Source organism: Streptosporangium sp. NPDC000095 (assembly GCF_042899335.1).
Lineage (GTDB): Bacteria > Actinomycetota > Actinomycetes > Streptosporangiales > Streptosporangiaceae > Streptosporangium.
On the sequence record NZ_JBIAZS010000003.1, the window covers coordinates 511,709 to 530,567 of the forward strand.

Sequence of the window (18,859 nt, forward strand, 5' to 3'; positions counted from 1 at the left end):
CCGGGTCTCGCGGCCGGGTCAGGCCGCCGAGGCGTCCTTGGCGCGGGTTGTCCCGGGCGGTGTGTGATGGCTCCGCCCGGGTCTCGCGGCCGGGTCAGGCTGCCGAGGCGTCCTTGGCCTGGGCGCGCAGGGCGCGGCCGATGCCGTCGGCGCCCTCGAGCAGCAGGCGCTTGAGGGCGTGCGGCGGCTGGGTGGACGAGATGAGGTCCTGGGTCCTGGCGACCGTCTCGGGAGAGATGCTCAGCGCCGGGTAGCAGCCGTTCGCGAAGTTCTGGGCGCTGTCGGAACTCCAGGACGCCCAGATCCCGCCGATCTCCTCGAAGTACTTCGCCCCGTACGGCTCCAGCAGCTCCGGGTGGCGCGGGTCCATGAAACCGGCGATCGTCGAACGGAGCAGCGCCCCGCTCAGCTTGCCCTCGGTGATCGCGGTCCAGGCGTTCGCCTTGCCCTCGGCGGTCGGGATCGCGGCGCCGCAGAGCGCGGCGGAACGCTCGCCCGTCGCGGTGGCGTCGCGCAGCAGTTCCTGGGCGATGTCCTCCTCGCCGAGCAGGCCACCGGAGACCAGGGCGCCGGTCAGCGTCCAGCGCAGGTCGGCGTCGACGGTGAGGCCGTCGAGCACCGTCTCCCCGTCCAGCAGCCCCTTCAGGAACGCCAGGTCCTCGGTGGAGGTGGCCACGGCCGACAGCGCGTTCAGGTAGGCGAGCTGGTGGTCGGAGCCGGGCGCGGCCTCGCCGACCAGGCGGCGCAGCGCGGAGGCGAGCCTGGCCAGGCCCTCGGGGCGCCAGGCGGGGTCGCCGTACTGCTGGACGGCGAGGCGGGCCTGGCGGAGCAGGGTCTGGGCGACGGTGATGTCGGTGACCGACTCGATGTTGGAGACGACCAGGGTGAGGTAGTCGCGGGTGGCCATCTCCGCGTCGCGGGTCATGTCCCAGGCGGCCGACCAGCACAGTGCGCGGGGCAGCGACTCGGTGAACCTGGCGATGCCGCCCTCCGTCAGGGTCCGCAGCGACCGCTCGTCGAGCCTGACCTTGGCGTACGTCAGGTCGTCGTCGTTGATCAGGATCAGGTCCGGCTGGACCTCGCCGACCAGCTCGGCCACGGCCGTGCGCGCGCCGACGACGTCCAGCTCGACCCGCCTGACGCGGACCAGCTCGCCGTCTCGCAGGGAGTACAGGCCGATGGCGACGCGGTGCGAGCGCAGCGTCGGGTAGTCGGCCGGGGCCTCCTGGAGGACGTCGAACTCCAGGAAACGGCCCTCGGGGTCGACGGTGAACGAGGGGCGCAGTGTGTTGACCCAGGAGGTCTCCAGCCACTCCTTCGACCAGGAGGACAGGTCGCGTCCCGAGGTGCGCTCCAGCGCACCGAGCAGGTCCGCGAGCGTGGTGTTCTCCCAGGCGTGCTCGTTGAAGTAGTCACGGACCCCGGCGAGGAAGTTGTCCAGGCCCACGTAGGCGACGAGCTGCTTGAGGACCGAGGCGCCCTTGGCGTACGTGATCCCGTCGAAGTTGACCTCGACCGCGTGCATGTCGACGATGTCGGCGGCGATCGGGTGGGTCGAGGGCAGCTGGTCCTGGCGGTAGGCCCAGGCCTTCTCGACGTTGGCGAAGGTCGTCCAGGCACCCTGGCCCCAGCGGGTGGCCTCGGCCTGGCAGAGCACCGAGGCGTAGGTGGCGAACGACTCGTTCAGCCACAGGTCGTCCCACCAGCGCATGGTGACCAGGTCACCGAACCACATGTGCGCCATCTCGTGCAGGATCGTCTCCGCGCGGCGCTCGATCACCGCGTCCGTGACGCGCGAGCGGAAGACGTAGTCCTCCAGGAAGGTCACGCAGCCCGCGTTCTCCATCGCCCCGGCGTTGAACTCGGGGACGAAGAGCTGGTCGTACTTCCCGAACGGGTAGCGGACGCCGAAGATCCGGTGGAAGAAGTCGAAGCCCTGCCTGGTGACCTCGAAGATGTTCTCCGGGTCGAGGTGCTCGGCGAGCGAGGCCCGGCAGTACAGGCCCAGCGGGATGCCGTCGTGCTCGGAGGTCACCTTGTGGTAGGGCCCGGCGCACAGCGCGGTGATGTAGGTCGACATCACCGGTGAGGGCGGGAAGTGCCAGCGCTTGGCGGCCTGGAGCGCGCCGTGTCTGCCGTGGTGCTCCGGCAGCTCGTCGGCCGCGTCGGGCGCCGTGTTGGAGATGACCTCCCAGTGGGAGGGCGCGAGCACGGTCAGCTCGAAGGAGGCCTTGAGGTCGGGCTGGTCGAAGCACGCGTACATCCGGTGCGCGTCGGCCGTCTCGAACTGGCTGTACAGATAGACGCTCTTGTCCACCGGGTCGACGAAGCGGTGCAGGCCCTCGCCGGTGCGGCTGTAGGAACAGTCGGCGTCCACCCGCAGCTCGTTGGTCTCGGCCAGGCCAGGCAGCGGAAGCCGTCCGGTCTCCAGGTCGTAGCCGCTCACGTCCAGCTCGACGCCGTTCAACACCGCCGTGCGCACCTTGGCGCCGGCCAGGTCGACGAACGTCTCGGCACCCGGCCGGGTGCTGGTGAAGCGGACCGTGGTGACGCTCTCGAAGCGCTCCTCACCCTCGGTCAGGTCGAGCTCCACCGCATAGGACTGCACACTGAGCAGCCGTGCGCGCTCGCGCGCCTCGTCACGGGTCAGATTGCCTGCCACTACCGCTCCCTCTTCACAACTTCCCCCGCTCCATTGCTAAGGGGTGACTGAATCCTGCCACGTAAGGCTGCGGGCCGCCGCTTCACCTCGGACTGCGGACTGGTACCCCAGATCCGAGAATAAAGAGCCATGTCAAGGTATTAATCCACCTGTGGAATAGGGGACTCCGCTCTCCGGGTTGTCGCTACCGAAGAAGCCTCACGACCAGGAAGCCGGAAAAGATGACTGAGCGAACCCCTGTCGATCTCTGGTTCGATCCCTTCTGCCCGTTCGCGTGGATGACCTCCCGCTGGTTGCTGGAGGTTGAGAAGGTACGGCCGATCGAGCCGCGCTGGCACATCATGAGCCTCAACGTGCTGAACGAGGACAAGGACGTCCCGGACAGCTACCGTGAGTTGATCGCCAAGGCCATCGGCCCGGTCCGGGTGGTCACCGCCGTGCAGGAGAAGTACGACTCCGAGACGGTCGGCCGCCTCTACACCGAGCTCGGCACCCGTCTGCACAACCAGGGCAGGGCCAGGCAGCTCGACACGCTCCGTGAGACGGTCGAGGAGGCGCTGGAGGCCGCGGGGCTCGACCGCGCCTTCGCCGACGCGATGGACTCGACGGAGTTCGACGAGGCACTGCGCGCCTCGCACAACGACGGCATCGACCGGGTCGGCCAGGAGGTCGGCACTCCGGTGATCTCCGTCGAGGGCGTCGCCTTCTTCGGCCCGGTCATCTCGCCCGCTCCCAAGGGCGAGGAGGCGGGCAGGCTCTGGGACGGCGTGCGCCTGGTGGCGGGCACCGACGGCTTCTTCGAGCTCAAGCGCTCCAGGACCCGGGAACCGATCTTCGACTGATCCGCCTCTCCGATGTTTCCGCCCGCCGTGCGCGACCGCGGCGGGCGGACTCGCCCGCGTGGGACGCCCTGCTCCCATACCAAGGTCGTCTTTGTGTGAGGGCGCGTTTCGGGTGCCCTCGCGTAACAACGGGACGCACGCCAGGATGAGGGCATGCGTCACCTTTATCTGAATGGAGCCTGGCAGGCGTCCGCGTCGGGCGAGAGCATCGATGTGATCAACCCCGCCACCGAGGAGCGGATCGACAGGGTTCCCGCAGGGGCGCCCGCCGACGTCGAGGCCGCGGTGGCCGCCGCCCGCGCAGCCTTCCCCTCCTGGTCCGCGACGCCTCCCGCCGAGCGGGGCAGGATCCTCGCCTCGGCCGCGGACCTGGTACGAGAACGCTCCGACCAGATAGCCAGGATCATCGCCACGGACATGGGCGCGCCGTACGGCGTGGCGATGAGGGTGCACACGCTGATGCCGGCCGGTGTGCTGGCCTCGTACGCCCAGCTGGCCGAGACCTACGACTTCGAGGGCGGGCAGGTCGGCAACTCCCGCGTCTTCAGGGAGCCGGTCGGGGTGGTCGCCGCGATCACCCCCTGGAACTACCCGCTCCACCAGGTCGTCTGCAAGGTGGGCGCCGCGCTCGCCGCGGGGTGCACGGTCGTGCTGAAGCCCAGCGAGGTGGCACCGCTGGCGGCCTTCGCGCTCGCCGGGATCCTCGACGAGGTCGGACTGCCCGCCGGGGTCTTCAACATGGTCAGCGGTCACGGCCCGGTGGTGGGTGAGGCGCTGGCCGCGCATCCCGAGGTGGACATGGTGTCGTTCACCGGCTCCACCCGGGCCGGACGCCGGGTCGCCGCGCTCGCGGCCGAGACGATCAAGCGGGTGGCCCTGGAACTCGGCGGCAAGTCCGCCAGCCTGATCCTGCCGGACGCCGACCTGGCGGCGGCGGCGAAGGCGACGGTGGCCAACGCCTTCGTCAACTCCGGCCAGACCTGTTCGGCATGGACCCGCATGATCGTCCATCGCGACCGGTACGACGAGGCCGTCCGTCTCGCCGTCGAGGCCGCGGGGAGATACACCGTCGGCGACCCCTTCGACGAGGCGACCAGGCTCGGCCCCCTGGTGTCGGCGGCCCAGCGTGACCGGGTCGTCCGTTACATCAACCGGGGCGAGGAGGAAGGGGCCCGGCTGGTCGCGGGAGGCACCGACCGGCCCCTGGAGCGCGGCTTCTACGTCGAGCCGACGGTGTTCGCCGGGGTGGAGCCGGGGATGGTGATCGAGCAGGAGGAGATCTTCGGCCCGGTCCTCACGATCATCCCCTACACCCGGGGGGAGGACGAGGCGGTCGCGATCGCGAACGGCACGCCGTACGGCCTGGCGGGCGCGGTGTGGGCGGGCAGTGAGCAGCGTGCGGTCGAGGTCGCCAGGCGGCTGCGCACCGGCCAGGTGGCGGTCAACGGCGGCCGGTTCAACCCGCGGGCGCCCTTCGGCGGCTACAAGCAGTCGGGTATCGGCCGCGAGCTGGGAGAGTTCGGGCTCGAGGAGTATCTGGAGATCAAGGCCGTCCAGCTCTGACGGCCGCCCGGCGACCACCGGGGATCGGCCCGAGGTCGCCCGCACGTGACGGCCGCCCGGCGACCACGGAGGTCAGGGGGCCTGGAGCAGGACCTTCCTGGCGGCGTCCCTGGCGAGCCTGTCCACGTACAGCCTGCCGTCGAGGTGGTCGGTCTCGTGCTGGAAGCAACGCGCCAGCATGCCGCGGGCCCTGATCCGGATCGGCCGCCCCAGCCGGTCCAGGCCGCTCACGGTGACTCCCGCGGCCCGGGGCGTCCTGGCGTAGATCGGGGTGCCGGTCTCGCGGCCGGGAACGGACAGGCAGCCCTCCTCGTCGAGGACCTCGGCGTCGTCGTCCACGGCCAGTTCCGGGTTGATCACATGGCCCTTGCGGTTGCTGCAGTCGTAGACGAAGATCCGCTTCGACACGCCGATCTGCGGACCGGCCAGGCCGACACCCTGAGCGGCGTACATCACGGCGAACATCTCGTCGATCATGCGCCGCAGGTCGCGGTCGAATTCGGTGATCGGTTCGGCGGGTGTGCGCAGGACAGGGTCACCGACCACTCGGATGTCACGCATGTGGGAACTCTCTCTTGTAAGGGGCGAGGAAGTGCTGCGGCCATTACTCTAGTCGGGGGCCGGGTGGAGTCGCCCGCGCACACCTGCGAAACTGTGCGGGTGCGCGTCTACATCGGTGCCGACCATGCCGGCTATGAGCTCAAGAACCACGTCGTCTCCTGGCTGAAGGAGAACGGCCACGAGGTCGAGGACTGCGGTCCCTTCGTCTACGACGCGGAGGACGACTACCCGCCGTTCGTGCTGCGCGCGGCCGAGGGCGTCGTGGGCGACCCGGGCAGCCTGGGTGTCGTCATCGGTGGCTCGGGGAACGGCGAGCAGATCGCGGCCAACAAGGTGCGCGGCGTCCGGGCCGCCCTGGCCTGGAGCGAGGAGACCGCGAGGCTCGCCCGCGAACACAACAACGCCAACGTCGTCAGCGTCGGCGCGCGGATGCACGAGCCGGAGGAGGCGATCCGGTTCGTCGAGACCTTCCTCGGCACCGCCTACTCAGGGGCCGAGCGGCACAACCGGAGGATCGCGCAGCTCGACTCGTACGAGACCATCGGCCAGCTCCCGCCGCTGCCGTAGTTCTCACCGGTGGCGCTCGCGGGGCGGTGACTCCCCGCGCGGCGCCTCCCGGCGCGGCCCGCTCCGCGCGGGCTCCTTGCGGGGTGGCGTCTCGTCGCGCAGGGGGCGGCGATCCGCGGCCTCCTGCTGCTCGCGCGACGGGCGTGAGACGTCTCGCGCCCGCATCGCGGTGATCGCGGTGATCTGCAAACTCTGCAGTGCCATGCCGGTCACCATAACTCGCTCGGGCACCCCCTCAGAAGGGCCCCCGGAAGAGCCGTCAGAAGACCAGGCCGGCCCAGGGAGCGGGGCCCCACGACATGGCGGTGGACAGCTCTCGCAGGGCACCCGCACGCGACTCCCGCACCACGCCCGCCGCGAGCAGCGCCGCCAGCGGACGCCCGCCCAGGTAGGCGGCACCCAGTACGGAGACGGGCAGGGTCAGGTCGGCGGGGTCTTCTGAGGGGGCACAGCGGGCGCCGGAGGGGTCGGCCGTGAGCCGCCAGCGGCGCGCGTTCCACGGGCACACGGTGTCCTCGACCTCGATCACCACATCCACCGGCGCGCTGTATCGGCGGGCGGGAAGGGCACGCTCGACGTCCACGACCCGGATCCACAGGTCGTCCAGCCAGAGAGCGTGAAGTGCGCGCGGCTCGGCGAGCAGGTGGATCAGCGGGTCGTCCGCGGGTCGGCTCGGGGCGAAGACGTGAGAGACCAGGTCGCGGTCCAGGACGTGCCGCCAGAGCAACGCGTAGGCGGCGGGATCGAGGCCGAACAGCTCCTTGAGCCGCAACTCGCCCGCGGGAAGGTCGTGGTCGTCGAAGGAGGCCTTGATCCGGAAGAGCGCGTAGCCGCGCGGGCCGCCGTCGTCCTCGGCGACCACGGCGCGCAGCGGACCGGCACCGCCCTGGTCGGACTCGTGGTCGCTCAGCACCGCGTCCCAGCGCGCGGCCGGGCGGTCGTACAGCCCGGGGCGCTCCTCGAACGCGGAGTCGTAGATCTTCTCGAAGACGGACCTGGCGTCCGCCGGTTTGACGATGCGCAACCGCAGGGTGGGATCGACCGGGGCGTTCCGGGTGAAGGCCGCTTTCGCCGTGGGGATACGGAAGAGCAGGTTGTCGGCGGCCCTGCCGTAGCCGTAACGACCGTAGATCGCGGCCTCGGCCGCGTAGAGCGCGGCGACGGCCTCACCTCGCTCGTAAAGATCCGACAGCTGGCGGGTCATCAGCGAGGAGAGGATGCCCCGGCGCCGGTGCGAGGGCAGCACGCCGACCGCGGTGACGCCGCCGACGGGGATCGGGCCGCCGGGCACGTTCATGCTGAAGCTGAGCGCCGCGGCCGTGCCCACGAGCAGGTCGCCGTCGAACACGCCGAGCGAGCGGTCGAACTCGACGATGCGCCTGAAGAGCTCCTGCCGGTGTTCGGGGACGGCGATGCCGAACGCCTCCTCGTCCAGGGTGTTCCAGGAGGACCATTCGGCTTTGCCGATCGGACGCATGCTGAGAGTCATCTGTCAAACGGTAGTAGGGGACAAACGGGTCTGGCCATCTAATATCCCTGCTTAATGATCAAGGCGTTGGTCAAGTGGGCTGCCCAAAGGGGGGATAGCCCGATACAGTCGAGCGCATCATGAGTTCCCGTCCGGTGCCGCTGCTCCCTCCGGCGCTCCGCGCGTTCCTGGTCCGCATCCCGCTTCTCGTCCCCATCGTGCGATTTCTGCGGCGCGGCCCTCTGGCACGCGACCGGAACCTGCTCATCACCCTGATTCTGCTCACCCTGCTGATCGGCGGACTGGCCGCCAGGGTCTCCATGGAGTGGTTCTCGCCGGCGTTGATGATCCCGATCACCCTCGTGGCAGGGCTCCAGCTCCGGCTGAACAGTCTCGTCAAGCTGCTGTGCGCGGTCGCGGTCTCCCTGATCTACGTGGCCGTGGTGCGGGGAGTGGGACACATCGGCCCCGGACTGCTGGTCACCTTCGGCTTCACCGCGGTGCTGGCCGCGCTGATGGCCCGCACCCGCGGCAAGCTCGGTGTGCAGGGCCTGCGCGGCGACGCGATGCTGCTGGAGTTGCGCGACCGTCTCAAGAGCCAGAGCGACCTGCCCCCGCTGCCCAAGGAGTGGGGCTCCAAGGTCGTTCTCAAGCAGGCCGGAGGCTCCTCCTTCGGAGGCGACTTCCTGGTCTCCATGCGCGAGGGCGACATGATGGATCTCGCCCTGGTCGACGTGTCGGGCAAGGGCGTCGACGCGGGCACCCGCGCACTGCTGCTGTCGGGCACCTTCGGCGGGCTGCTCGGCTCGGCCACCGACTTCCTGCCCGCCTGCAACACCTATCTGCACCGCCAGCGCGAGGCCGAGGGTTTCGTCACCGCGGTCCACCTCCGGCTCAACCTCGTGACGGGCGAGTACGTCATCACCTCGGCCGGCCACCCCCCGGTGGTCAAGTTCGAGTCGGGGACCGGGACGTGGCGGGTCTCCACGGCCAAGGGGGTCGTCCTCGGTGTCGTGCCCGACCTGCACTGCGAGGTCGACCGGGGGATGCTGCGCAAGGGTGACGCGCTCATGCTCTACACCGACGGCCTGATCGAGCAGCCGGGACGCGACATCGACGCCGGTCTCGACCGCCTGCTCGGAGAGGCCGAGCGCCTGATGCCCTCGGGGTTCCGCGACGGTGCCCGCAACCTGGTCGCCTCCATGTCGTCGGGCCACAACGACGACTGCGCCCTCATCCTCATCTGGCGCCCCTGAATCATCTGGCGCCTCTGAATCCGGCGTCGCCGGGTAAGGCCGTCGGGGGAAGGTCAGAGCCACCCCGAGTCGTCGGCGATGCGTACGGCGTCGAGGCGGTTGCGCGCCTGTGTCTTGCACATGATCCGCGACAGGTGGTTGCGGACCGTTCCCACGGAGAGGAACAGCTGGTCGGCGATCTCGCCGGACCTGGCCCCCTGCGCGACCAGCCTGAGCACGTCGAGCTCCCGGCGGGTCAGGGGGTTCTCCGCCGATCTGAGGGCGGCGACCGCGAGCTCGGAGTCGACCGCGCGGCGGCCGGCCGCGACCTGGCGGACGCCGTCGGCCAGCTGCTCGGGGCCGACCTCCAGGCTCATGAACCCGAGCGCGTGGGCGGCGAAGGCCCGGCGGACCTGGACCGGACTGGGAGTGCGCGACAACAGGAGGACCCGGCAGCCGGGAGCCCTCTCGTGCAGCCGGAGCGCGACGGTGAAACCGCAGACGTCCGGCAGTTCGAGATCGATGACCGCCGTCTCCGGGGCGTGCCGCAGGACGGCGGGGAGCACGTCCTCCCCGGTGGAGACGTCGGCCACCACTTTCATGTCGTTCTCGTTCTCCAGCGTCGCCACCAGTCCGCGCCGGACCAGGGGAAGATGCTCGGCCACCAGGATCCCGATCAAAACGCCCCTCTCTCCCGCCCTCACCCTCATCAAAGAGTGTTCGTGCGATCGCTGAATGTCAACGGAGTGTGTCCGATCGGCGAAGGATGGGCAACGGCCCGGACCGGCCAGGAGTGGCCGGTGACGCCGCGCTCCGCGTCGGCGTGGGAGACGGATACTTGGGCTAACCTCTTATGGGGCATTGTCGGTGAAACCGCGATGGGAGTACGAACCTGTGAGCTGGCTCTCCGTGGTCGGGGTCATTGTCTTTCTCGTGGGGCTGATGGTGTCCATCGGGCTGCACGAGATCGGTCACCTGGTGCCGGCCAAGCTGTTCGGTGTCAAGGTCACCCAGTACATGGTCGGGTTCGGTCCGACCATGTGGTCGCGTCACAAGGGCGAGACCGAGTACGGCATCAAGTGGCTCCCGCTCGGCGGATACATCCGCATGATCGGCATGCTGCCGCCCCGGCCCACCGACGCCCCCGGCAAGGTGCGCTCGGTCTCCACGGGGCCCTGGCAGGGCCTGATCGAGAACGCCCGCGACGTCGCCCTCGAGGACGTACGACCGGGCGACGAGGACCGGGTGTTCTACCGCAAGCCCTGGTGGCAGAAGGTCATCATCATGTCCGGCGGCCCGGCGATGAACTTCGTGCTGGCGTTCATCCTGTTCGGCGTCGTGCTCATGGGGTTCGGCATTCCCACGCAGAAGACCGAGATCGCCTCGATCCCGCAGTGCGTGAAGACCGCCGCCGACTACGCCAAGAACCCCGAGTGCACCGCGGCCGACATGCCCAGCCCGGCCAGCGTGGCGGGGTTGCGGCCGGGGGACGTCATCGTGTCCGTGGCGGGTATGCCCGCCACGAGCTGGGACGCCGCGACGCGGGCCATCCGCGACCACGGCGCGGGCCCGGTCGAGATCGGTATCAGGCGGGCCGGTCAGGAGCTGACCGTCACCGCCGGCCTCATCGCGCAGGACCGTGAGTCGCTGGACGAGCCCGGCAAGATCGAAAAGGGTGTCGGCTATCTCGGGGTGAGCCCGAAGATCGTCATCGAGCAGCAGAGCTTCGGTGCAGTCGCCGAGCACATGGGGGATCTCACCTCGGCCACCGCCGCCGCGCTGCTCAGGTTCCCCGAGAAGATGGTCGGCGTCTGGCACGCGGCCTTCTCCGGCGACGAACGTGACAAGAACGGCCCGATCGGTGTCATCGGTGTGAGCCGCATCGGCGGTGAGATCGCCGCGGCCGCGATCCCGCTGGAAAACAAGATCGTCGTCTTCATCAACCTGCTGGCGGGCTTCAACCTGGCGATCGGTCTGTTCAACCTGATCCCGCTGCTTCCCTTGGACGGCGGCCACATCGCCGGCGGCCTGTGGGAGGGTCTCAAGCGCGGTTTCGCCCGTGTGGCGCGCCGTCCCGTGCCCGGCCACGTCGACATCGCCAAGGCGCTTCCCCTCACCTACGCGATCGCCTTCCTGATGATCATCATGGCGGGCCTGCTGATGTACGCCGACCTGGTCAATCCGGTCCGTCTGTCCGGCTGAGCGTCTTCCGCCCAGGCGTCCCGTGCGCGCCGATCTTCCCGATCGCGGCCCGAGGCGGCGTCGTGCGCGCCGTCGCCGCGGGGCCGGGACACGCGGCACATCCGTCCGCAGCGGCTAGGGTGGCGCCGTGAACGAGGGGACGCCTGGAGCGGTGATCGACGTGGCCCTGTTCCGGCTTCGCCGAATCTGGTCGCGGCCGTTACGGCCGCGCAACGCCGGGGAGCCGCAGCGGCCGGTGCACATGTCGAACGTGATGGTCGTGCACGCCGTGCACAAGCTGAGCCTGGACGTGCCCGAGGTGACCGTGGGCGCCGTCGCCGAGCAACTGGGCGTCGATCCGTCGACCGCCAGCAGGCTGGTCAACGACGCGGTCGGTGCGGGGTTCGTGGAGCGTGAGGAGTCGGCCGTGGACGCCAGGCGGGCCAGGCTCGTGCTGAGCGAGCGGGGCCGCCGCGTGCTGGAGGTGGTGGTCCGTCACCGGCGCACCTACCTGGACGGCCTGATGGCCGACTGGGACGAGCCGGACCGCGAGGCCTTCGCCCGGCTGCTCGGCCGTTTCGCCGAGGCCGCCGTGGCCCGTCCGGCGAACCTGGCCAACCTCGACCGGCTGATCGCCGAGACCCTCGCGGAGACCTCCGCCCCGGGCTGAACCGCACCCTCTCGGGTCCGGTGTCTTCGCGGGGCCTGTGCGGCCTCCTGGCCGCGCACGCCCCCGCCGGGCGGCGTCGGAGGTGAGCGGACGAGGGCACGCCTCTCAATATATGTGTTTAGTCATCACGTTCTACAACAAGTGAGACTTGGCCCGCTACCCGCCCCTTAACAATCCCACCGAGGGCATATAGGCGAGTCCACGAGTAAAGTCGGCAATTCGCCCTGTGATCGCTTCGATCGGCCCTTCGCGACAACCGGGACCGGATCAAGGAGTGTCAATATTCGCCCGGGTCGACCGGTGGATCGGTGATGAAAATCCGGCACGCGGCCAAAGGTTTGTCATCGGATCATTCGGGCCGAGTGCGGCTTTTCGCCGCTCGATCCAGATTCTTTCTTCAAGCGGTCATGCTTTCCCATCGCCCGAGGCCGGTGTTCTCCGGTGCCGGGTTCGCCGCCATTCGGGGATTCGCCGGTGCTCGAATTACTGTGGAGGGGTTTCGGTGTTCGTCGTGACGGCCCCCCGCGCCGGTCGTGCCGAAAAGTGATCGAGCTGGATGGATCAGGAAAGAAGGCGTTTCCAGGTGCGCGCGAATTCAGAGGGAATACTTGTCGTCGGGGCCGGGGTAAGCGGGTTGACCAGCGCGCTGTGCCTGGCCAGGGAGGGGTTCCGCGTCACCGTCGTCGCGGAGCGATTCGCCCCCGACATCGTCTCGGTTGTCGCGGGCGCGCTGTGGGAGTGGCCACCCGCGGTGTGCGGCTACCACCACGACCAGATCTCGCTCGCCCGCTCCAAGGACTGGTGCGTCACCTCGTACGAGATGTTCGAGAGGCTGGCCAGGGCGAAGGTTCCCGGGGTGGCGATGCGAAGGTCCAACTTCTATTTCAAGCACCCCGTCGAGGAGAATCCGCACGACCTCCACAAGATGCGGGAACTCGCGGGGAAGGTGCGCGGCTTCGTCCGCGACCGGACACTCGCCGAACGCAACGGCGTCAGCCCCGACTACGGCGTGGTCGACGCGTACTCGCACCTGGCGCCCATGATCGACACCGATCAGTACATGGCGTGGCTGATGCGGCAGGTCAAGATCCACGGTGTGCGGGTCGAACGGTACCGGGTCGAGGGCCTGCTGGCCGAGCGGAGGGAGGAACTCCTCGACCGCTTCGACGCCGAGGTGATCGTCTGCTGCGCGGGCCTGGGCACCGCCGCACTCCGCGGCATCGGCATGTATCCGCTGCGCGGCGCGCTGGTGCGGGTACGCAACGACGGGCTTCGCGGACGCCGGATCCGCGAGGCCCACTGCGTCTCCCACGACGAGGAGAACAAGGACGAGCAGGACATCGTCTTCATCGTGCCGCGCAATCCGAGACTTCTCGTTCTCGGCGGGCTGGCGGAAAAGGACGAGTGGGACACCGGAATCAATCTGGAGAACCACGCTCCGGTACGGGAGATGTACGAGCGATGCCTTGCCTTCATGCCCGCGCTGCGACACGCCAGGCTGGATCCCGACGAGCCGGTACGGGCGGGACTGCGGCCGTTCCGGGCCGAGAACGTCTGCCTTGAGTGGGACGACGAGGAAAAGGTCGTCTACAACTTCGCGCACGGCGGGGCCGGATTCAGTTTTTCCTGGGGCTGCGCCCAGGAGGCCGTCGGTCTGGTGCGCGCGGCGATAGAGGACCGCAAGTACTCGTATTCCTTCTAGTGGACCTCGCCAGAGAGCGGATAGGCGTCAAAAATGCGGAGAACCGTCAAGTGCTTCCTGGCCGCGAACTCGGCCCTCGCGCTCACCGCGTGCCTGCCATTCGGTGTCGTGAACACCGGTGTCATGTCGTCGCGGCATTCAGGACCGCCCGTTCCCCGTGAAAGCCCTTCGCCCATGCCTCGTTCCGAGCACACCCCGCCGGCCCGGTTCCCCCTCCTTCGCGTCGGCGACAGGGGAGCCCAGGTCCAGCAGATCCACCGGCGCCTCGACCGGCTGGGGTTCGGGCCGGGAGATGTCGACGACGAGTACCGTCCCGCGCTGCGCGCGGCCGTGTGGGCCTTTCAGAAGGCGAACGGACTGCCTGCCACCGACCAGATCGACCCGCGGACCTGGCGAGCGCTCTCCCGCCCGGCGCGCCTCAAGCCGCTGGTGCCGTACGGGGAGCCCACGAGGGTGGAGATCGACCTGCGCCGCCAGTTGCTCACCGCGTGGAAGGACGGCAGGCCCGCGCTGGTCTCCCACATCTCAACCGGAAACGGCGAACACTACTGCAAGAAAGGCCACTGCGGGGTCGCGGTCACGCCCACCGGTGACTTCCGCGCCTGGTACCGGACGCCCGGATGGACGAGCGGGCCGCTGGGCGACCAGTTCTACACCATCTATTTCAACCAGGGCATCGGCTTCCACGGCTCGGAGCGGGTCCCGCGGCACCCCGCGTCCCACGGATGCATCCGGGTGCCGCTGCACAACGCCAAGGCGCTCTACGACATGACCCCGATCGGCACTCCCGTCCACGTCCGCCGTCCCGAGGCTCCCGAGCGCTCGAAGTCCTCCGAGCGCCCTGTGTCTCCGGCGTCTCCGGCCTCTCCCGGGCGGGACACGGACCGGCCGAAGACGCTTTGAGAACGCCGTCGCACAGCCCGCCCCCGGCCCGAACGGCCGGGGGCGGACTCATGTCCGGCACCTCGGGCCCTCCCGGTCCGAACGACCCCCGGCACCGGGTCGAACCACCGGGGCCGGTGGGGCGCGGGAAAAGATTCGAACCCCGGCCACCAGGCAGGACAACCATATTCAAGAACTGTCAAGGGTGCCGTGAAACCGACGCGAAACCATCGTGAAACTGCACTCGGAAAAGCTGACTCCGCCAGCAAGGAACAACCCCGAAAGGAGGTGTTTCAGATGCGGAGTGAGGTCTACGCCCCGAGCGAGGTGTACGCGCCCAGCGAGGTCTACTAATTCGGTGAATTGAACGCCGATATCTGGCGGGAGAGGATTTCATAAGTCTTCTCCCGCCTTTTAACCATACTTGACCATGTGATCGGCTGATCTGGAAAAGAGTGGGGCATTGGCGGGCTTGCACACGTATACGCGCGCGGACGACGTCGCGTGGGGGGATCTGGAGTTCCCGCCCGTGGTCGAGTTGGACACCGTCGGACTGCGGCGCAACTGGAGCGCCTGGTTCACGCTGACCTCCACGGTGGACGGGCCGCTCTGCGCCGAGAGCACCCCCCTGTTGCTCGCCCTGCTGCGCGACGAGAACCAGGACGAACTGCTTCCGCACTGCTCCCTCATCCTGCAGGGAGACTCGCGGTCCTGGCTGGCGAGGCAGGCGAGGCAGGACGTGTTCCTGGGGGACTCACCGGCGGACGTGGCGGCGAACACCGGCCTGGAACCGTGGCTGTTCCTCAGCCGCCAGATCGCCGAGTGGCCGCATCAGTCCGTACCACGGCGCGCGGTGCTCGTCAGGATCCTCACGCAGCTCGGGTTCTACCGGCTCGCGGCGGAGCTGACCGCCGGCGGCGCCGAGGGCACCCACCCCGCGGGCGACCACCTCGCCTACGAGACCGCGCGGGCGCTGCGCCAGCATCTGCGCGACTCCGCGGTGACGGACGCCTTCGCCAGGCTCGCCACAGAGGGAGAACTGCCGGTACCGCGCGTGCTCTCGTGCACCCAGCTGATCTCGATCCTGTTGCGGGACAGGGGAGGCGAGCGCGGGAGCGACTACTGGATGGCGTACGGCCAGGAGCTGTTGCCCACCCTGAACGAGGTCGAGCCCTGGTCGCGCGCGCTCACGGTGAGCAGGTTCTGGCGGGCCGCGGCCTTTCACCGGATCACGGAGAAGGACGAGTACGGGGCGCGGGAGGCGATGGACGCGGCGTACGAGGCGGGTGCCGAGGCCGAGAGCCTCGCCGCCGACTCGCAGCAGTGGCACAGCGCCCGGGAGAACACCAGGCTGCTCCTGGACGTGACCGTGAAGGCGGGCACCATGCTCCACCCCGCAGAACACGTGGAACGGGCGGCCGAGCAGCTGTTGCGGCTGGACGGCAACGAGCCCTCCGCACGCTACTTCGCCGGCGCCTGGTTCCAGCGCGAAGGCGACCTCAAGCGGGCGGCGGTGGAGTTCGAGCTCGGTGCCCAGGCGGGTGGTCTTCGAGGAGCCGGCGCGGCGTACAAGGCGGTGCTCTGCCGGCGGCGGCTGGGAGACGCGGACGGAGTCGCGCGCACCACTCGCCTGCTCTTCGAACTCGACCCCGCCGCGCTGCTCCCCGAGGACTCCGTCCCGGAGGGCGTGAGCGCATGACGACGAGGGAGGTCCCGGGCGCCGGAGACCTGCGGACCACGGCGGAACCGAAGGTCTCCGGCGCGCCACCGGGCGGGCACGGAGGGCGGCGCCTGGGCTCGAAGATCTCCAGCGGCCTCGGCCGCAACTTCTGGCTGCTCTGGGGAGGCTGGTCGGTCTCGAGCGTGGGAAACGGCCTGACCGTCACCGCGCTGCCGCTGCTGGCCGCCGACCTCACCAGCGATCCGGCGACGCTCTCCCTCGTCGGGATGGCGGACAAGCTTCCCTGGCTGCTGCTCGCCCTGATGGGAGGCGCGCTCGCCGACCGCTGGGACCGGCGCCGGGCGATGTGGGTGTCGGACGCCGTCCGGTGCGCGATCCTCATCGTCCTGTTCGTCGCGGTGCTCGGCGGCTGGGCCTCGATCCCGCTCCTCATGGTGATCGCCTTCAGTATCACGTCGATCGAGACCGTCTACGACAGCTCGCGCTCGGCGATCCTGCCGATGGCCGTCTCGCAGGACCGGGAGGCGCTTGAGCGAGCCAACAGCAGGCTGATGACCGCGAACACGGTCGCGCTGAAGTTCCTGGGACCGGCGCTCGGCGGTGTGCTCTACACCGTGGGCCGGGCCGTACCTGTGGGCGTGGACGCCGTCAGCTTCGCCCTGAGCTCCCTCTTCTCGTTCCTCATGCGCGGCGATTTCCGCACCGACGGTGTCCGGGCGGCTACGGCGCCCGGCGCGAAACCCCGGCGCGCGATGCGCGAGGAGATCGGCGAGGGGGTGCGCTGGCTGGCCCGCCATCGCGTGCTCCGGGTGTTCACCCTGGTCGCGGGTCTCACCAACATGTGCACGGTCGGCCAGTTGGCGATGCTGGTGCTGTACGCCCGTCAGGTCATGCTGATCAGCGACGTGGCGTACGGTCTGCTGCTCGCCTCGGTCGCGGTCGGCAGCGTGACGGCGGGCTTCACGTGCCGGATGTTCACCCGCCGGCTGGGACCGGCGAGGTCCGCGCTCGGCGGGGCGATGCTGGGCGCGCTGGGCTTCACGATCCTGGGGTTCACCGGTGAGGTCGCCTTCGTCGCCCTCGGCCTCGCCATCACCGGCTACACCGCGATGACCTGGAACGTCACGACCGTTTCGATCCGGCAGGCGATCGTCCCCAAGGAGCTGACCGGACGGGTGAGCAGCGTGAACAGGCTCGTGGCCTTCGGGCTGATGCCGGTCGGCATATTCCTGGCCGGTCAGATCGCGACCCACGCCGACCTGGAGACCGTTTACCGGGTGGGTGGCCTGTTCGGGGCGGCCGTGTCGCTCATCGGACTATTGACGCTTTCCAACGCCGCAGTCGAGAGGGCCCTGCACGAGGCGGGGGCCAAGTAGGCGATCGACCGGTGTACGGCTGAGCCCGTGCCCTCGTCGGCGCGAATCCCAAGAATGGAGAACGGTGGCATGGCACTCGAAACATCGACGGCACGCGAGATCAAGGTGAGCCGGGAGCGCGTCTGGCAGGCCTGGACCGACCCCAAGGAGGTCCGCGCCTGGCTGAACCTGCACGACGCGAGCGTCCCGGTCGAGCCGGGTGATCCGCTTCGCTGGCACTTCAACCGGGGAGGGAGGGTCGACCTCGTCTTCACGGCGACGCTGCGCGAGGTCGACCCCGGTTTCTCGTGCTCCTACGACTGGGACGTGCCGGGGAACGACGAGCCGACCTCCGTGGAGGTGGAGTTCGTCCAGGTCGACGAGGACAGCACCGAGGTGAAGGTACGCCACTCGGGTTTCAGCGACTCGGTCCGCTCCCGGGTGGAGTTCGACGCCTACGACCACCACTGGTGGCACTACCTGGAGCGGCTCGCGGCCTACCTGGAGCACCGCCCGTTCCAGTTCCACAAGACGCTGACGCCGCCCAAGACGGGCATCATCCCGCTGGGGGTCACCCCGGAGACCGGGATGGTCGTGCAGGATGTGGCGATCAACTCCGCCGCCGAGTTCGTCGGGATCCAGCCCGGCGACGAGATCCACGCCATCGACGGCGTCACGCTCAAGGAGATGGAGGACTTCCACCGTTGGCTCGACGACGCGGTACCCGGGCAGAAGGCGACGTTCACCCTCCAGGACCGCACGGTCGAACTGGTGCTGCGTCCGTTCACGGCATGACGTCCCGACGATGATCAGCGTGGACGGCTTCCGGGCCGCACTCGCCCGGTTTCCCAGCGGCGTCACGGTCGTCACGGCCCGGGGGGAGCGGGAAGGCTCGCACGGTCTGACCGTGAGCGCCTTCTGCTCCGTCTCCGCCGAACCTCCGCTCGTCCTGGTCTGCCTGGCGCGGTCCGCACGCACGCTGCCCGCCATACGGGAGTCGGGACGCTTCGCGGTGAGCATGCTCCGCCAGCACCACGACGACGTGGCGCGCCTGTTCGCGACGACGGCCCTGGACAAGGTCAAGGGTGGATGGGGAGCACTCACCCCGGACGGCCCGCCTGTCGTCCCCGACGCGCTCTTCTCACTGGAGTGCACCGTGCACAGTGTGCTCACCGCGGGTGACCACGAGGTCGTCATCGGCGCGGTACAGGCGTACAGCGTGCGTGACGGTGCTCCGCTGATCTACTACAGGAGGGCCTTTCACCCTCTCGCCACCGTCTTCCCCGGAGGTCGCCCAGGCGACCCGTCCCTCCCTCGGGACGACGCGCGTCCGGGCGAGGCGGGCGAGTTCAGAGGTGGGAACGCACACCGGAGCCGCGCGTCCTGACACGTCGGCGGATCGGCGCCCGCGCGACCGATCCGCCGTGCCGCGCGCGGAGCAGTATCGTGACCTTCATCTGAAAGGAGGATCGGGAAGACGGGCTCCTCGA

General features: G+C 69.3%; 17 protein-coding genes. 12 read left to right on the plus strand and 5 right to left on the minus strand.

The window, feature by feature from the left end; all coding sequences use genetic code 11:
* Positions 1-94: 94 nt before the first annotated feature.
* Positions 95-2,662: an aminopeptidase N gene (pepN, locus tag ACFY3V_RS10670; RefSeq protein WP_350949490.1), complete on the minus strand. Its 2,568-nt coding sequence runs from the start codon at positions 2,660-2,662 to the stop codon at positions 95-97.
* Positions 2,663-2,883: 221 nt separating this feature from the next.
* Here pepN and ACFY3V_RS10675 point away from each other — a divergent pair, with 221 nt between their 5' ends.
* Together ACFY3V_RS10675 and ACFY3V_RS10680 are read left to right on the plus strand one after the other, a co-directional pair.
* Positions 2,884-3,504, plus strand: coding sequence for a disulfide bond formation protein DsbA (locus ACFY3V_RS10675; RefSeq protein WP_362900035.1), 621 nt, complete (start codon positions 2,884-2,886; stop codon positions 3,502-3,504).
* 153 nt (positions 3,505-3,657) lie between these two features.
* The gene (locus tag ACFY3V_RS10680) at positions 3,658-5,067 is read left to right on the plus strand and encodes an aldehyde dehydrogenase family protein (RefSeq protein ID WP_362900037.1); all 1,410 of its coding nucleotides are present in this window, start codon (positions 3,658-3,660) and stop codon (positions 5,065-5,067) included.
* 72 nt (positions 5,068-5,139) lie between these two features.
* Here ACFY3V_RS10680 and def read toward each other — a convergent pair whose 3' ends face one another.
* A complete protein-coding gene (def, locus tag ACFY3V_RS10685) occupies positions 5,140-5,628 on the minus strand; it encodes a peptide deformylase (RefSeq protein WP_362900039.1) in 489 nt (162 codons plus the stop codon).
* Positions 5,629-5,727: 99 nt separating this feature from the next.
* On the opposite strand from def, the gene ACFY3V_RS10690 reads away from it, so the two are divergent.
* On the plus strand, positions 5,728-6,195 hold the full coding sequence (locus ACFY3V_RS10690) for a ribose-5-phosphate isomerase (protein ID WP_350949494.1): 468 nt from the start codon (positions 5,728-5,730) through the stop codon (positions 6,193-6,195).
* 3 nt (positions 6,196-6,198) lie between these two features.
* Here the strand turns inward: ACFY3V_RS10690 and ACFY3V_RS10695 are convergent, their stop codons facing one another.
* Both ACFY3V_RS10695 and ACFY3V_RS10700 read right to left on the minus strand, forming a co-directional pair.
* A complete protein-coding gene (locus ACFY3V_RS10695; RefSeq protein WP_350949495.1) occupies positions 6,199-6,399 on the minus strand; it encodes a hypothetical protein in 201 nt (66 codons plus the stop codon).
* 55 nt (positions 6,400-6,454) lie between these two features.
* A complete protein-coding gene (locus ACFY3V_RS10700; protein WP_389772120.1) occupies positions 6,455-7,684 on the minus strand; it encodes a GNAT family N-acetyltransferase in 1,230 nt (409 codons plus the stop codon).
* A gap of 119 nt (positions 7,685-7,803) precedes the next feature.
* Here ACFY3V_RS10700 and ACFY3V_RS10705 point away from each other — a divergent pair, with 119 nt between their 5' ends.
* Entirely contained in the window at positions 7,804-8,919 is a 1,116-nt protein-coding gene (locus tag ACFY3V_RS10705; protein WP_350949497.1) for a PP2C family protein-serine/threonine phosphatase, read from the plus strand.
* A gap of 53 nt (positions 8,920-8,972) precedes the next feature.
* On the opposite strand, the gene ACFY3V_RS10710 is transcribed toward ACFY3V_RS10705, so the two are convergent.
* The gene (locus ACFY3V_RS10710; RefSeq protein ID WP_389772124.1) at positions 8,973-9,578 is read right to left on the minus strand and encodes a response regulator transcription factor; all 606 of its coding nucleotides are present in this window, start codon (positions 9,576-9,578) and stop codon (positions 8,973-8,975) included.
* A gap of 214 nt (positions 9,579-9,792) precedes the next feature.
* Between ACFY3V_RS10710 and ACFY3V_RS10715 the strand changes: the two genes are divergently transcribed.
* From ACFY3V_RS10715 to ACFY3V_RS10750, 8 genes are all read left to right on the plus strand, one after another.
* Positions 9,793-11,100, plus strand: coding sequence for a M50 family metallopeptidase (locus ACFY3V_RS10715; RefSeq protein WP_389772127.1), 1,308 nt, complete (start codon positions 9,793-9,795; stop codon positions 11,098-11,100).
* A 127-nt stretch (positions 11,101-11,227) separates the two neighbouring features.
* Entirely contained in the window at positions 11,228-11,749 is a 522-nt protein-coding gene (locus ACFY3V_RS10720; protein ID WP_350949500.1) for a MarR family transcriptional regulator, read from the plus strand.
* A gap of 583 nt (positions 11,750-12,332) precedes the next feature.
* Complete coding sequence (locus tag ACFY3V_RS10725) at positions 12,333-13,451, plus strand: FAD-dependent oxidoreductase (RefSeq protein WP_389772131.1); 1,119 nt, start codon at positions 12,333-12,335, stop codon at positions 13,449-13,451.
* Between the two features lie 33 nt (positions 13,452-13,484).
* Entirely contained in the window at positions 13,485-14,354 is an 870-nt protein-coding gene (locus ACFY3V_RS10730) for a L,D-transpeptidase family protein (protein WP_389772134.1), read from the plus strand.
* Between the two features lie 451 nt (positions 14,355-14,805).
* A complete protein-coding gene (locus ACFY3V_RS10735; RefSeq protein ID WP_362900052.1) occupies positions 14,806-16,032 on the plus strand; it encodes a hypothetical protein in 1,227 nt (408 codons plus the stop codon).
* Positions 16,029-17,390, plus strand: a complete 1,362-nt coding sequence (locus ACFY3V_RS10740; protein WP_362900054.1) for an MFS transporter — start codon at positions 16,029-16,031, stop codon at positions 17,388-17,390. The genes ACFY3V_RS10735 and ACFY3V_RS10740 overlap by 4 nt, the downstream gene beginning before the upstream one ends.
* A 69-nt stretch (positions 17,391-17,459) precedes the next feature.
* Entirely contained in the window at positions 17,460-18,164 is a 705-nt protein-coding gene (locus tag ACFY3V_RS10745) for an SRPBCC domain-containing protein (protein WP_350949505.1), read from the plus strand.
* Positions 18,165-18,183: 19 nt separating this feature from the next.
* Positions 18,184-18,756, plus strand: a complete 573-nt coding sequence (locus ACFY3V_RS10750) for a flavin reductase family protein (protein WP_389772139.1) — start codon at positions 18,184-18,186, stop codon at positions 18,754-18,756.
* Positions 18,757-18,859 lie beyond the last annotated feature (103 nt).

Coding starts and splice junctions, on each gene's coding strand:
- ACFY3V_RS10675 (WP_362900035.1), top strand. CDS start 2,884: ATGACTGAGCGAACCCCTGTCGATCTCTGGTTCGATCCCTTCTGCCCG.
- ACFY3V_RS10680 (WP_362900037.1), top strand. CDS start 3,658: ATGCGTCACCTTTATCTGAATGGAGCCTGGCAGGCGTCCGCGTCGGGC.
- def (WP_362900039.1), bottom strand. CDS start 5,628: ATGCGTGACATCCGAGTGGTCGGTGACCCTGTCCTGCGCACACCCGCC.
- ACFY3V_RS10695 (WP_350949495.1), bottom strand. CDS start 6,399: ATGGCACTGCAGAGTTTGCAGATCACCGCGATCACCGCGATGCGGGCG.
- ACFY3V_RS10700 (WP_389772120.1), bottom strand. CDS start 7,684: ATGACTCTCAGCATGCGTCCGATCGGCAAAGCCGAATGGTCCTCCTGG.
- ACFY3V_RS10705 (WP_350949497.1), top strand. CDS start 7,804: ATGAGTTCCCGTCCGGTGCCGCTGCTCCCTCCGGCGCTCCGCGCGTTC.
- ACFY3V_RS10730 (WP_389772134.1), top strand. CDS start 13,485: ATGCGGAGAACCGTCAAGTGCTTCCTGGCCGCGAACTCGGCCCTCGCG.
- ACFY3V_RS10740 (WP_362900054.1), top strand. CDS start 16,029: ATGACGACGAGGGAGGTCCCGGGCGCCGGAGACCTGCGGACCACGGCG.
- ACFY3V_RS10745 (WP_350949505.1), top strand. CDS start 17,460: ATGGCACTCGAAACATCGACGGCACGCGAGATCAAGGTGAGCCGGGAG.